This window comes from Priestia sp. SIMBA_032, assembly GCF_046535215.1.
Classification (GTDB): Bacteria; Bacillota; Bacilli; order Bacillales; family Bacillaceae_H; genus Priestia; species Priestia aryabhattai.
This window is the reverse complement of sequence record NZ_JAWRXD010000015.1, coordinates 1-14,270: the sequence shown is the minus strand read 5'-3', so window position 1 is coordinate 14,270 and position 14,270 is coordinate 1. Positions and strand designations below refer to the sequence as shown.

Sequence of the window (14,270 nt, the reverse complement as noted above, 5' to 3'; positions counted from 1 at the left end):
AAAACTATCTTACTGTTGAGCCGAATATAAAAAAGTTAACCATCCTTTTAGGACCATTTTTCAATTTTGTATGCAACTTGGTGGAACTCTGGAACTGTTAAAAAACGATAATTATTTTTTAATAAATATGTAATGATTTCAGGCAATGAAGTAACGATTTGGTCTCTAGGTCCACTACCGTATTGGTCCCCGTCATGCATTACAATGAGACTCTTTTTCTTGATTCCTGAAATGACATTCTTTTGTATACTTAAGGGGGATTTCTCCTGCCAATCTTTACTATCTACATTCCATAATACGGAAGTCATCCCGAATTTTTTAATAGCATCAGCATTTTTATCATTTATTGAACTATAGGGAGGACGAAATAAATCTGGAGAATGTCCTATTATTTTCTTGATTTGAATATTTGTCGAATTAATTTCCTTCCACAATTCATTCCTTGAAAGGGTTGTTATATCAGGGTGGTTCCAAGTATGATTGCCAATGATATGCTTTTCCCTATAAATTCTTTGTATTATATCCGGGAATTTTTTTACTTCTGAACCAACAACAAAGAATGTTGCGGATATATTATATCTTTTTAGAATATCTAAAATGGAGATTGTGTAAGCTGACGGTCCATCATCAAAAGTTAAAGCAACATAATGAGGTATATTTTGATTCATATATTCACTCCTTTTTATAAATAAAGATATTAATTATATGTAGAAATCTCTTGAGTTTGTATAATTAAAGGGATTTTTATTAAAAGATAAATCTTAGTATTATTAATCAAAGGTTAAGGTGACTATTATCTATAAATTGTATTATTTTAACTACACCTGTATATTCACTACAGCAAAAAAAGAAAGAACCACTGTTCACCACGCAGTAGTCTTTTTAAGATAAATACTGTAGAAAGAAAAGTCTGCCTTTTTAAATCAATTGAAAGGCTTTTACATATGCCTGTTTGGTCATTTTAAATTTATTTATAATAGACTAGTTTCTTAAAAGTAAGAGGACTATTTTATCTGTGAAAGTGATAAAAATCTAATAGAGAAGGGATTCTTTATACGTCTAATTGCGGCGAATTTGGAGCTGCTTTATTAATTGTATTATTTATTCTTCTTATCATTATTGGATGTAGTTGTTTTGGCGGAGGCTTTGGTAGCTACTCATAGTAATAACTAAATAAGAAGAACCCTTATTCAATAAAATAGGGGCTCCTATCATTTCTGAGAATAACTATTATGTTTACTAAAGATGTATAAAATACGCAGCTTAAAAAACGAAAAAACTACCTTATGGGGAGTTTTTCTAGTCGTAAAATATAGATGTTAGCTGATGCTTTATTACATTTTGAGTAGTTTGTTCAAATGATAGAAAAATATTAATTTAGGCAAGTTACCTAAAGAAAAATGTAGGCATATAATGTAACTTGAATAAATTTCGTCTCACACGTAGAATCCTTTTACCTTCATTTTTCACCTTCATAATTCACAAAATCAAAAAAAGAAAAAACAATCTGTATTGGAAGACAGATTGTTTTTTCTTTTAAAATAGAGATGGCTTTATCGAAGTGGCATTCCTAGAGCCTTCTCTAATAATATTCAAAACCTTTTCAAATAATGAATTCCAATAAAATCCATTACACTAACTAAACATATATATGATATACATCTAAAAGACAGAAAAACTCCCAGGCGGCAGGGGGTTTTTCTGTTTTTTTAACAACTGCAAATCCGTTAGGGAGGTAACTGATCTACGGGCTTAAATCGGATGGTTCATTCATTCTATGTAAACTAATCTAAAGGGTTTATATATATCTACAAAATCCTATTATTTTTACCAGTTCAGAGTATGGGCTGGCATTTTAATTTTCTATACATATCTTAAGAGTATTAAACATATAGGGGGGTGGAAATATGGGCTTTGGAGGTTATGGTGGCGGTTGCGGCTATGGCGGAGGCGGCTGTGGTTTTGGTAGTGGTTTTGCTTTAATTATTGTGCTGTTTATCTTATTAATCATTATCGGTGCTTCTTGTTTTGGCGGCTTCGCTGGAGGATGCTAATCATTAAATCCAGTTTGTTTGAAAAAAAGTTAGCTAGATGCTAGCTTTTTTTATTCACTTTTTCTATATATACTTAGCAATTGCTGATAATGCACATTATATTAACTAACTTTGTATATTCTATACAGTTTAAAAAAAGAAAAAACTATGTTTTATTGATGACTCTAATCATCTTGGGTAGTTTGCTCAAATTGTTAAATGTTATTCATATAGATAATTCACCTGAAAACAGGTCGATGAATAGAATGTAATCTGAATTCTGAAGAATCATCCGTTTTTTTTGGAAAAAGCCCTCCTCAGGGTATCTATCTAAACATAAAAAACATTGGCTAAGTCTTAGCCAATGTTTTTTATGTTTGTTGCATCATTTGTTTTATTCATTATAGGCAAGTCACTTAAGTAAAGAAACTGAATATGCTGAAATTGATAAATTTATAAAGTTTTGATTTTCTAAATTTAGTAAGTTATTTCAAAAAAAGCCTTAAGATCATTGATCTTAAGGCTTTTTGGATATAGTTCATTTAATATAAAAAGGGACTACCAAAACCAGGGCCCTCCCCAACCGATTCCAGGGCCAAACCAAGGTCCCCAACCAAATCCAGGGCGTCCAAAACCGAAACCGAATCCGAAACCAGGTCCCCAACCAAATCCGGGGCGTCCAAAACCGAAACCAGGTCTTCCAAAACCAGGGCGGCCGAAGCCAGGACCACCAAAACCTGGTCTTCCAAACCTCATATCTCCATAGGGTAACTGATTTTCTTGAAAATATAAATTAGGTAACAAATGCATTTCTGAATTCATGACAAAAACCTCCATTTTTTCTTATCAAAGCAAGAATATGCATTTACCTAGTTTCCTTCTTGGGTAAATGTCCATATTTTTGGGAAAATAGGCAGGAAGTAATGGTAGAGAAAAGCCTATTTTTTAAAAAAATCACGAAAAGACATTATACGGGCCATAGGGAAATATCTTATTTCTGGAGGTGAAATTATGGCGGTTGTTAAAGCGACAACTTCAGACATAGCTCTTTTAGCGAGGCTCCTTAGAGCAGAAGGTGAAGGTGAAGGTGAACAAGGAATGCTTCTTATAGGAAATGTGGGGGTTAATCGAATTAGGGCAAATTGCTCTGATTTTAAAGGACTGAGAACTATTCCGCAAATGATTTATCAACCCCATGCATTTGAAGCTACTCAAAAAGGCTATTTCTATCAAAGAGCACGAGAAAGTGAAAAACGTTTGGCACGTCGATCTGTCAGAGGAGAACGTAGTTGGCCTGCAAAATTTAGCCTATGGTATTTCAGACCTTCTCAACAGTGCCCTCCAACATGGTACAATCAACCTCTTGTTGCCCGATATAAGCTTCACTGCTTTTATCAACCAAAAGCTGAAACATGCGAAAATATTTATAATACTTATTAGGAATTTTCTATAATTTTATAAGAGGATGTATTAATCTATCTCATAAAAAGCAAAAAAACTAACTTCTATCTGACTCAAAGTTAGTTTTTTTGCTTTTTAAATTGTATACTTTCAAAGCATTTCCTCAACGTCCAAGTCCACTATGAAGTATATTTGATGTTAAAAAGGCACCAACGGGAGGTAAATCACTATTGCTAACGGCAGGTCCTGTGAGACTTGTATCTGTGGTAGCCACCCAAGTTCCATTCCTACCTGCTAGCAAAGAAGGTGGCTTCATAATAACCCGCCCACTTAAAACAAGATGTCGAATCCTGGTAGTGGAGTCATCAAACATGGTTAAGTTACCAGAATATGTGGCATAAGGTGAATCAAAGCTGATTTGTTTGGTACTCTCATTCCAATATCCATTAATGGGAATGAGAGTGCCCCGAAAATTAACTGTACCCCCTACTCTATTGCCTGTAATAGAGTTAATGATAAGCACACCCCAAACCATAGGTCTACCTGCAATCTCAGCATGGATACCCCATTGTGATGGGAACGGCATACTAACCCTGACCTTCTCTGTAGGCTGCAAAGCTAATCCCTCCCAAAGCTATAAATTATGAACGCTTAGAAACATGTAAATGAAACAATTTGTCTTGTATCTATACCAAAAATAGTCCAGAATCGCCCGTTCCATCTGAAACCGGAAACCGATCTTCGTCCCACAAAAATAGGGAAAAACCAAAAACTTGACCCATTTCTAAGCCATATATATGTGTTACGGAATAAACACAATGAAATGGCTCCTGGATCGACTGCAAATGGCGTTGCTGTTTGCTGTTGTGGGATAAATGCTGGTGGTGGGGAAGTTGGAGCTTGCTGTCCACCAGGTGATCCAGGGAAGCCACCAGGTGATCCAGGGAAGCCACCAGGCGATCCAGGGAAACCGCCAGGTGATCCAGGGAAACCGCCAGGTGATCCAGGGAACCTAGGGGACGGGGACTGTGAGTCTAAAAATCTTGGGTAATAATAAGAATCTATATAATTTGCGTCCATATTTTTCACCTCAATATATTATTAATACCTAATACAGTATGAGAAATAGGCCCAAAATGTTCAGACCCTTATGAATATAGCAAAAATCTTCATGTTCAAACGAAAATCTCTATGTTAAATAAGTTCCAGGAGAAATATACAAACGGGTTAGTTAAACAAAATGCCTTAAAGAGTGTTTTAGTTCAGTGGTAATAGCATCTTTATAGATAAGATGCTATTAGTTATTTCCTATAAAATTCATTATGTTAATTAGCTTTGTATATGATATACAGCTTAAAAACAGAAAAACTCCCCGAATGCGTTAAGGAAGTTTTTCTATTGCGGAAATTTTGGGAAGAAAGCTAATAAGCTTCTTGAGTAGTTTGTTCGTAAAAGCAAATCTTATTCGTAACAGCGTCCTACTCTTTAGAAATCAATCAGCTTTACCTAACCCTTTTTTAATTAATTCTAAAATAGCTTCATTTCTGGAGGATATTGTTTTGGATTCTTTATATTCATCAATCCTTTTTACAATATCAACAGGAAGCCTTACAAATTGAGCATGTCTTTTCTGTTTCTCATGCATAAGTATAGTCCCCCACTTTTAAAATGAAAACGCTTAATTAGATAAGAATGACGATTTAAATCCATAATAATCAGATAAGTTTAAGAATATCAATCATTAAAAAATTACATTTATGGTAATGAAGTGGAAAAAAGTGTTTTTGGCAATCCTTTTACTGTAGATATAGTGCCTATAAAATCAAATATGCTAGCTACATGTGTATACTATATATAGGTTAAAAACAAAAAAAGCTACTGGCTTCAACAGTAGCTTTTTTGTTTGTCGAAAGGTAGTCGTAAAGTGATGATTTATCCATCTTAGATAGTTTGTCTAAATGATAAAAAAATTATTCATAATGGACAATTTGTTTAGTAATGAATAGTAACATATATTATGTATTGTAAATAACAGATCTCTTACTCTATCATTATTCTTTTCGAATAAACCTCTCAGGCGTTAAAAGCCTCTTTGTTTAATGATCGGAGGGGCTTTTAATGTTGATAAAAAACATTATATGAACTAAAAGTCTATACCAAATATATCTTTAAAGTCAAAAAAACTACTGATGTGTGCCATTAGTAGTTTTTTCTCGAATTTATAGAAAGAGACAAAATGTTTCGTCGCATAATTTATGATATGTAAAGTAATTACAAGTGCTTGGACAAGTGCCAATATTATAAAAATTTTATTAATTTTGATTGATATAGTAAGAATATACAACTTAAAAATAAAAAAACTCCCAGGCGGCAGGGAGTTTTTCTGTTTTTTTAACAACTGCAAATCCGTTAGGGAGGTAACTGATCTACGGGCTTAAATCGGATGGTTCATTCATTCTATGTAAACTAATCTAAAGGGTTTATATATATCTACAAAAATCCTGTTATTTCACTGGTTCAGAGTATGGGCTAACATTTTAATTTTTTATACATATCTTAAGAGTATTAAGCATATAGGGGGGTGGAAATATGGGCTTTGGAGGTTATGGTGGCGGTTGCGGCTATGGCGGATATGGTTACGGTGGAGGCGGCTGTGGTTTTGGCAGTGGTTTTGCTTTAATTATTGTACTGTTTATCCTGTTAATCATTATCGGTGCTTCTTGTTTTGGCGGCTTCGTTGGAGGATGTTAATCATTAAACCTATTTTGTTTAAAAAAGGGCTAGCTAGATGCTAGCTTTTTTTATTTACCTTTTCTATATAAACTTAGCAATTGTTGATAAAGTACATTATATTAACTGTAAATCAATGGATTATACATAAAGGAACTTTATAATTATTTCCATCAAAACAATATAAATAATCATTATTCACTGTTAATTTGTGTTATACTTCTAATTGGGGTTTTTTGGAAACTATAAATTATCAGTTTTAAAACCCTACAAAATATTTCAGGGGGGCATTTATGAAAAGGTTCAAAAAAGTTATAGCCTTTATTTTAGTTTTTGCTGTATTATTCTCGCCACTCGTTCCACATACACAGGCAGAAGCCAAAGTAATGTGGGGAAATCAAGAACTTGTTAAAGGACAAATAGGGCGCGTTACAATTTTAAAGAATACTAGTCTTTACAACATTAAAAATAATAAATTAGTAGCTGCTAAAAAAGTATCAAAGGGTCAAATATATCGTGTTTATTCTTATTCTGGAAAATACGGTGGAATTTACGGTGTATCAAAAGATTTATATGCTCAAAAATCGTCTAGTATCAAGTATGAGAGAGCACCTAGTGACAAAATCCAAGCCTTTGGAATAACCGTTATAAAAAAATCATTAGCAAGTAATATTAGCTATCCACAAGCATCTGGTCTTTTTAATAAACCATTTGAGGCTAGTTTCAATAGAAAATTCTTAAACCTTGCTAAAGAAACTCAGCAAGCAAATAAAGAATTAAAAGAACAGGAGAAAGAGGACCGCGAAAACGGTTGGTCACCAGGCCCTTATTATCAAAATATGAAATACTCTGTACCCTACAATCAAGATAATATTTTAAGTATTTCTATTACCTATGATGAGTACTCTGGTGGTGCACACGGTAATGCTTGGATTGATACTTACAATTATGATTTATTAAAAGCTAAGCAACTTAGTTTGAAAGACGTCATTAAAAATCAAACTCAATTAGGTAAGGTGAATAAATATATTCGTGACCAAATGATTGTGCGTAATAAAAAAGGAGCTGGATTCGAGGTTAAAGATTTTAAATCTGTGAACTTAACTCAAGACCAATTTTATTACACGAGTGGTGGCATTGTAATTATATTTGGTGAATATGAATACGGCCCTTATGCCAATGGTATTAATTTCTTTAAAGTTCCATATTCCGTTTTTAAGTAAGGTAATTCCTGGACATTGGAAAAAAGAAGCTTAAGAACTATTAACGTAACTCTTAAGCTTCCTTTTCATTCCTAAAATATTGATTATGGTAACTCACATTTTATATCGTATACAGCTTAAAAAACAGAAAACCTATCTCTTCCCGGTCAAAAGAGTAGGTTTTTTCGGCTGCGTAATTAGAAATTAGTTTTGATACCAAAAGGCATCTCGAGTAGTTTGCTCTTCCTAATCTGATTTATACAATGTTTATTAATTAATAAAAAAACCTACTACACTTTTCTTTAGTCTTCTTTATCAATCAAGCTTCTTAAAAGTGGACATTTAGGTAACTAAGTATCGTCATCTCATAAAAAGCATTGTTTCCACTCATGATTATCTATATTTCCATAACTATTTAAAGCAGAATGGGTAGAGATATTATCGTATTCCTTAATCCTTTCCCTTACTTGTTCTTTAATCTTTTTAGCATATCTTTCGTTCTTATTAAATTTTTGAAGAGCCCAACGTGGAGTAATAGCCATCATCATATAAGGGAAATATCTACTTTTTCTTTCTTCATATTTTGGGGTAGCACAATACATAAAATATTGTTCTCCATGAAAACAGGAAAACAGTATTCCCATTCATGCTCCGAGGGGTTTTGAGGAATATGACTGGGCAAATCTTTTTCATCCAATTTATTTAAATTACTAAGTTGATTCCAAAACAATAATTCAAAATCTTCGACAGTGCTATTAGTAATTAGATTCCGAGGGGTCTCAAAGAATATAATTAAAGTTGTGTACTTTCCATAATCTTTACAATTTATGGTGAATTCTTTTAGTAAACCGGCTAATTCAATAGATGTTTGATTACTCTCAGGGTGACCTACAAACCCATATCTTAGATGTCCAAGTGAAAAAGATTGAGTAGCTGGAATACAAGGAAAGAGATATTTTCTATCTTTCATTTTTGTCCTAAAAGCTCTTAATGCGCCATTTTGTCAGGTTAAAAGATGTGTTTGATTAATTTTTTCAATATCTTTAAATAACTTCATTATGCAATAGCCTCCTTGATGCTTTATTAGACTATTGCAAAAAAGTTGTATAGGTGAATGTCCTAATGAAAATTAGGCGTTACATTTGAGGTGTATGCCGATAATTTGTTTATGTTACCTAAACATGTGTAACATATACAGCTTAAAAAAGAAAAAACTACTGTTCACCAAACAGTAGTAATATAAGAACCGATCTATTGGAAGAGCAGGAGGATGCTCACTTTTATATTATGCAAAGTAATAAAAGAGGGTGTGGACAAGTACTGGTGTTATTTAAGATTTATACTATTTTTGCGTCTACTTCTTATAGATGCTGTAGAAATAAAAGCCTGCTCTTTTTAAATCAAAAGAGGCAGGCTTTTTTGATGAGTATAACAGGTTTCCTTAAAAACCTGTTATACTTCCTATAAGAAATAGAGACCTTACATTAATAAATTAATTAATAAGAATAACCATCGTGTTTCTTGTCTTTACATTTAGACTTGTATTCTTTATTTTTTTTACATTTATATTCCTTATGCTTGTCTTCTTTATATTTCTTATCTTTTGACTTGCAATAATATTTACACATGTTTATCACCTCCATTACTAGTTTCTATATATCTTATTCATTGATTAATAAAATGTTTGTATGCTTGTCCTAAGATAGGACAAACATTTTGTATAAGCGAGGAACATTATATTAACTAGTTTTATATATCGTATACAGTCTAAAAGAGAAAAAGCCTCTGTTGCAACAGAAGCTTTTCCTTTGGGGTTCTAAATTGGAGATACTTTTCAGCATTTTGAGTAAATCGTTTGGGTTATGGGTCAGTATTTAAGACAAGAATTCAATCCTTTATTGCTTGTCCCCGCTAAAAGGTCTTTTATAATAATGTTAATCTTAGCTATGACATCCACAATCATGTTTGTCCTTATGGTGATCTTTATGATGATCTTTATGGCAATCTTTATGATGATCTTCGAAGATTTCTTTTAAAAGTTTTTCAAAGGCTTTCTGGAGGATAGATTCACAGTTGTGTTTGTGTTCATGTTTTTTTTCATGGCAGTTACCCACTATAATCCCTCCTTTCTCATTTCTCTTAATATACTATTCTTTAATCAAGAAAGTGCTTGTGTGCTTGTCTAATATAATCTGAATCCTATATGGAAAGCCTTTAGGGTAACTTATAAAAAAAGTTTTCTTTCCAATAAAATTCATTATGTTAACTAAAAGTGTATAAGGTATACGTACACTTTTAGTTAATCGAAAAACTGATAATAAAGGTTATCAGGCATATCAGGATTTTTAGGTCGAAATCCTCTCATGACACACATTGAGCATTCCGTGTTGAAATAACTGGTTGTATTAGGATCGAAGAATCCTGCGCAATGTAGCCAAGAGTGCATCATAGAACCAGTGATAAAATTTGGAGTAGCAATATCAATTAAGGTTGGGTCAACAATAAATGATAAGGGTACAAAATTCTGAGTAAAAGCAGTTAAAGCAAAGACAATAGTATTATTGTTAAGTGGAGCAGCGAAGATTTTCGCTCGGGGGGAACGTTTAAATCCATTATCACGTATAAGTTGAGTAAACTGATCCATAGCTATATTAGTAGCCGTTAGTCCATTTTGAATAGGTGATTCACTATACCAAGCAGGGCGTAAATTCTGTGTTGCATATATGTTTATACAAGCTGCCATTTGTGAAATTCCAGTGTTTGTTCCGCCATTCCATTTTTCATTCATATGAGTAGCCCATACCAACATAGTTTCACTAATAGCATCTCTGATTCTTTGTTCTTGTTCCACATTAAATCGATTATCAAGATCAAAATAAATGTTAGGTGGCAAATCTGTAACTCCTAAAGGCGTAGGGATAGGTATAATGGTTTCTCTAAACGTAGTTGGATATAAAGGAATTACAAAGTTTGCTTTTAACATATCTTGGAATATCAGTTCCATAACGATTAAAGTTTTTCTAAAGTTAAAGGGCATTAATTTTCATCCTTTCATAAAGTTATATAGTGCTTGTACTAGTAAAATATGCAACTAAATGAAAAGAGTTTGGGCATGTTCTGATATTGAAAAAAACGTTTGAATCATCAGTTCCAATGACTTTTAACTCGGATGACACTCATTATGTTAACTAGATTTATATACCTTATACATCTTAAAAACAGAAAAAGTTATCTAAAGAGAACGGTAGTAGACTATTGCCCATTTCTTAATTTATGTAAGTACATATTATAACAAGATTATATGTTATTTATAGGAGGCATTTTCATGAGGAACATGGACAATCAACCATCTGAACTCTGTCGAGAGTTTGCAAGAATACTTGACTCAACGCCAAGTGTTATTAATAGCGTATGTACTGCAACTAGATCTCGTACCAATCTCCATCCTGTAGTATTAGGGAGAAGAGCAGAATCTTTCATGTTTGTACCACAAGCTTTTTCTTTTGAAGACGTTGATCGAAATGGGAGAGCTTTATGTCTTGGGGAAACAGTAATTCTCCAAGATGAAATTAATCCATTCATGAGTAAACTTAGGGAGCATGGCATCATAGTAACTGCTGTTCATAACCACTGGTTATTTGATGAACCACGTCTAATGTATATGCACTTTGAATCTATTGATCAACCACTTTCTTTTGCGAGAAAAGTTAGAGATGCATTGAGTGTATTGACTACACGTAATGTTTATCCTGATTGTAGAGCCACAACTTCTGATTATAGTAACTCATCTAATCTCTGTGACAGATTTAATAACATTCTGGGGGGATCCATGCATACATTTGAGAATGGAATTTGTACAGTAATGAAATCTCGTACAAACATTCACCCTGAGGTTCTTGGAAGAAGAGGGAGATCATTTTTACTAATCCCTCAAATGTTTACATTCGAGTCTATGACAGGAGATGGTCAGGCTCTTTGCAGTGGAGAAACTGTTATTTTGCAGACTGAAATCAATCCATTTATCACTAAGCTTCGAGAACATGGCATCATCGTAACAGCTGTTCATAATCATTGGCTATTTGATCAACCTCGTCTCATGTTTATGCATTTCGAGTCTATTGATCAGCCACTCTCCTTTGCAAGAAAAGTTAAGGATGCTCTGAGTGTACTTACCACTAGGCAAGTATACCCGAAAGAGTAAAATACAACTTTTTATCTAAAATAGACTTACCTATTTATGGAACTTACATTGTGTTAACTAAACATATATAGCTTAAAAACAGAAAAATCCCCGTTGGTTGGAAGGGATTTTTTCTGTTCTTAAGGAGATGACCTCAAAACAATCATTCATCCATCTCGGTAGTTTCTTAAATTATTTTTGTTTTATTCATACGGAAAATTTACTCCGTAATGGGCAGCAACATATATTACACGTGACAGATCTCTTGCTCTATCTTTATTTTCATCCTTTGCTAGGAGGATAAACAGCCCATGAATTAATTCATGGGCTGTTTTTAGTTCATTTTTATTGACTGGACAATTCACTTAAAGTAGGCTAATGAATATAATTTATTTGGTAGTTAATTTAACCTTCACCTTACTTTTTTTCTAAATCTACTTATCACGCATTAAAAGCCCCTTTAATGAACTGAAGGGGCTTTTAATACTAAGAAAACTCATATGTAAACTAATGTTATATACAATATACATCTAAAAACAGAAAAGAAAGGTTTTGTTTTATGATTACTTATAATTTTTATTATGGTAACTGAGATTGCATAGTATATGCATACGTAATTGTTTTTAATTTAATAAATATGGACAAGTATACAAGCAAAAAAATATTTATTTAATAGAATATAGTCCATTAATATATTCTGTTAGATAAAAGGAGATAAAAATGTTTGGAGTTAAAAAAATTTGTTGATACCCTTCCAATTCCTTCAATAATCAGACCAAAGGGAATGTATAAAGGTAGGCCGTTTTATGATGTATGCATGATTGAAACACTACACAAGTTTCATAGGGATTTACCTAAAACCAAGGTATGGGGCTATAATGGGTTAGTACCAGGTCCAACTTTTAATGTAGAAAAAAATCAACCCATATATGTGAGATGGGCAAACAACTTACCTGAAAAACATTTTTTACCAGTGGATAAAACCATTCACGGAGCTAGTCATAATCCAGAAGTAAGAACTGTTGTACACCTGCATGGAAGCCCCTCAGAACCAGCCAGTGATGGTCATCCCGAAGCATGGTTTACAAGAGGATTTCGACAAACAGGTCCTCACTTTATGAAAGAAATTTATCATTATACGAATGGGGAAAGAGCAACTGCTCTCTGGTACCATGATCATGCACTTGGGGTTACTCGTCTGAATGTGTATGCGGGTCTTGCGGGACTTTACTTCATTCGAGATGAGCAAGAAAGATCGCTGTCACTTCCTAAGGGTAAATACGAGGTACCTCTAATTATCCAAGATAAAACATTTAATCCAGATGGTTCGCTCTTTTATCCTGCACAACCAGACAACCCATCTCCTAATTTACCATACCCTTCAATTGTTCCTTCATTTTTAGGGGATACCATTACGGTTAATGGGAAAGTCTGGCCATTTTTAAAAGTAGAGCCTCGCAAATATAGATTCCGTTTATTAAACGCTTCCAATACTCGAACATATCAGTTCCAATTAAGCAACCTGCGCCCTTTTGCTTTAATTGGAACTGATGGTGGCCTTCTTTCTCGTCCAATTAAAGTGAAAAGTTTGGATGTTTCACCAGCTGAACGGATCGATATTGTTATTGATTTTTCAGGGTTGGAAGGGAAAAAGGTAATATTACAAGATGGTTTTGAATCAGAAAATCCAACTGGCGAGATAATGGAATTCCAAGTAACTAAATTTTTATCTTGTCCTGATCAGAGCAGACTTCCATCTCTCTTGAGACATATTGACCGTATTCCATTAAATAAAGTGAAAAAGATAAGACGATTGACATTAAATGACTCGCAAGACGAATTTGGACGTCTTATGCTTTTATTTGACGATAAGGAGTGGATGGACCCAGCAACAGAAACACCCTTACTTAATTCTGTTGAAATATGGGAGTTAGTGAATTTAACCCCCGGAATTCACCCTATTCATATACATCTGGTTAATTTTCGTGTCCTTGATCGTTATAATCAAAATGGAAACTTGGTAGCTCCTCTCCCAGCTGATTTTGGTTTAAAAGATACTGTTCTAGTAGGTCCAGGAGAAACCGTACGAATCATCATGAAATTTCATCCATTTTCTGGAGACTACGTATGGCACTGTCATCGTTTAGAACATGAAGACCATGACATGATGAGACCGTTAAAAATCATACCTTCCAATCATAATAAATACAAATCAAACTGATAGATAAATTTCATTGGGAAACGAACTTCCCATTAAACTGATTATGTAAGATATTTTGTATATCATATACATCCTAAAAACAGAAAAAACTATCTTGGCGTATGGAGATAGTTTTTTCTGTTTTTTTATTGTAATCTTTTGCTGATGCTTCGTTGCTAAAAGCTTTATCTAATAATGATAATATGTGACTTAAAACCTATGATAAATAAAAAATTAGTTTTTTGTTATTATCATAAGTTTTGTCTAAACTAATTACATAAAAAAGGATACGGTCCTTTTTATAACTTATCTCTCTTTTCAGCAATTGCTTTTTCGTTTACGTTTTTTATTTAGTTCCATTGGTTATATCGTTTTTGAAGGGATAGGCTACAGTTATATCACCATAGGGACCATCTTTGTATAAATCGTCTAGGAATGAATCATGAGGGGATGAAGTCTCAAGGTCGGAATTACGATAAGATGGAGTCTCAAAATCTGGATCATGAGGGGATGAAGTCTCAAGG

The 14,270-nt window shown here is 33.4% G+C and carries 16 protein-coding genes; 7 read left to right on the top strand and 9 right to left on the bottom strand.

Features of this window, described 5'->3' with window-relative positions:
• Positions 1 to 47 precede the first annotated feature (47 nt).
• Positions 48 to 668, bottom strand: coding sequence for a polysaccharide deacetylase family protein (locus tag SB717_RS26155; RefSeq protein ID WP_074684459.1), 621 nt, complete (start codon positions 666 to 668; stop codon positions 48 to 50).
• A 378-nt stretch (positions 669 to 1,046) separates the two neighbouring features.
• On the opposite strand from SB717_RS26155, the gene yjcZ reads away from it, so the two are divergent.
• Positions 1,047 to 1,163: a sporulation protein YjcZ gene (gene yjcZ / locus SB717_RS26150; protein ID WP_074684461.1), complete on the top strand. Its 117-nt coding sequence runs from the start codon at positions 1,047 to 1,049 to the stop codon at positions 1,161 to 1,163.
• A 744-nt stretch (positions 1,164 to 1,907) separates the two neighbouring features.
• A complete protein-coding gene (locus SB717_RS26145; protein ID WP_074684460.1) occupies positions 1,908 to 2,054 on the top strand; it encodes a YjcZ family sporulation protein in 147 nt (48 codons plus the stop codon).
• Between the two features lie 537 nt (positions 2,055 to 2,591).
• On the opposite strand, the gene SB717_RS26140 is transcribed toward SB717_RS26145, so the two are convergent.
• Positions 2,592 to 2,855: a hypothetical protein gene (locus tag SB717_RS26140; RefSeq protein ID WP_176543553.1), complete on the bottom strand. Its 264-nt coding sequence runs from the start codon at positions 2,853 to 2,855 to the stop codon at positions 2,592 to 2,594.
• Positions 2,856 to 3,044: 189 nt separating this feature from the next.
• On the opposite strand from SB717_RS26140, the gene SB717_RS26135 reads away from it, so the two are divergent.
• On the top strand, positions 3,045 to 3,473 hold the full coding sequence (locus tag SB717_RS26135) for a cell wall hydrolase (RefSeq protein ID WP_074684483.1): 429 nt from the start codon (positions 3,045 to 3,047) through the stop codon (positions 3,471 to 3,473).
• A 124-nt stretch (positions 3,474 to 3,597) separates the two neighbouring features.
• Here SB717_RS26135 and SB717_RS26130 read toward each other — a convergent pair whose 3' ends face one another.
• The 3 genes from SB717_RS26130 to SB717_RS26120 all read right to left on the bottom strand — a co-directional run bounded on the left by SB717_RS26130 (position 3,598) and on the right by SB717_RS26120 (position 5,079).
• Positions 3,598 to 4,020: a hypothetical protein gene (locus tag SB717_RS26130; RefSeq protein ID WP_410905419.1), complete on the bottom strand. Its 423-nt coding sequence runs from the start codon at positions 4,018 to 4,020 to the stop codon at positions 3,598 to 3,600.
• A 65-nt stretch (positions 4,021 to 4,085) separates the two neighbouring features.
• The gene (locus SB717_RS26125) at positions 4,086 to 4,514 is read right to left on the bottom strand and encodes a collagen-like protein (RefSeq protein WP_410905417.1); all 429 of its coding nucleotides are present in this window, start codon (positions 4,512 to 4,514) and stop codon (positions 4,086 to 4,088) included.
• Positions 4,515 to 4,926: 412 nt separating this feature from the next.
• Positions 4,927 to 5,079: a ribbon-helix-helix domain-containing protein gene (locus tag SB717_RS26120; RefSeq protein WP_170960126.1), complete on the bottom strand. Its 153-nt coding sequence runs from the start codon at positions 5,077 to 5,079 to the stop codon at positions 4,927 to 4,929.
• A gap of 944 nt (positions 5,080 to 6,023) precedes the next feature.
• On the opposite strand from SB717_RS26120, the gene SB717_RS26115 reads away from it, so the two are divergent.
• Positions 6,024 to 6,185 carry a YjcZ family sporulation protein gene (locus SB717_RS26115; protein WP_328236149.1) on the top strand — a complete coding sequence of 54 codons (162 nt, stop codon included), beginning with the start codon at positions 6,024 to 6,026 and terminating at the stop codon, positions 6,183 to 6,185.
• A gap of 272 nt (positions 6,186 to 6,457) precedes the next feature.
• On the top strand, positions 6,458 to 7,387 hold the full coding sequence (locus tag SB717_RS26110) for a DUF3298 and DUF4163 domain-containing protein (RefSeq protein ID WP_074684404.1): 930 nt from the start codon (positions 6,458 to 6,460) through the stop codon (positions 7,385 to 7,387).
• Positions 7,388 to 7,731: 344 nt separating this feature from the next.
• Here the strand turns inward: SB717_RS26110 and SB717_RS26105 are convergent, their stop codons facing one another.
• The 4 genes from SB717_RS26105 to SB717_RS26090 all read right to left on the bottom strand — a co-directional run bounded on the left by SB717_RS26105 (position 7,732) and on the right by SB717_RS26090 (position 10,403).
• Complete coding sequence (locus tag SB717_RS26105; RefSeq protein WP_410905415.1) at positions 7,732 to 7,968, bottom strand: YqcI/YcgG family protein; 237 nt, start codon at positions 7,966 to 7,968, stop codon at positions 7,732 to 7,734.
• The gene (locus SB717_RS26100) at positions 7,911 to 8,336 is read right to left on the bottom strand and encodes a YqcI/YcgG family protein (protein ID WP_410905413.1); all 426 of its coding nucleotides are present in this window, start codon (positions 8,334 to 8,336) and stop codon (positions 7,911 to 7,913) included. Before SB717_RS26100 ends, SB717_RS26105 begins: the two co-directional genes overlap by 58 nt.
• 970 nt (positions 8,337 to 9,306) lie before the next feature.
• Positions 9,307 to 9,480, bottom strand: a complete 174-nt coding sequence (locus tag SB717_RS26095) for a hypothetical protein (RefSeq protein WP_170960122.1) — start codon at positions 9,478 to 9,480, stop codon at positions 9,307 to 9,309.
• Positions 9,481 to 9,665: 185 nt separating this feature from the next.
• Positions 9,666 to 10,403 carry a hypothetical protein gene (locus SB717_RS26090; protein ID WP_410905411.1) on the bottom strand — a complete coding sequence of 246 codons (738 nt, stop codon included), beginning with the start codon at positions 10,401 to 10,403 and terminating at the stop codon, positions 9,666 to 9,668.
• A gap of 288 nt (positions 10,404 to 10,691) precedes the next feature.
• Here SB717_RS26090 and SB717_RS26085 point away from each other — a divergent pair, with 288 nt between their 5' ends.
• Both SB717_RS26085 and SB717_RS26080 read left to right on the top strand, forming a co-directional pair.
• Entirely contained in the window at positions 10,692 to 11,567 is an 876-nt protein-coding gene (locus SB717_RS26085) for a DUF1259 domain-containing protein (protein ID WP_074684402.1), read from the top strand.
• Between the two features lie 703 nt (positions 11,568 to 12,270).
• Entirely contained in the window at positions 12,271 to 13,767 is a 1,497-nt protein-coding gene (locus tag SB717_RS26080; RefSeq protein WP_410905409.1) for a multicopper oxidase family protein, read from the top strand.
• The last annotated feature ends 503 nt before the right edge of the window (positions 13,768 to 14,270 follow it).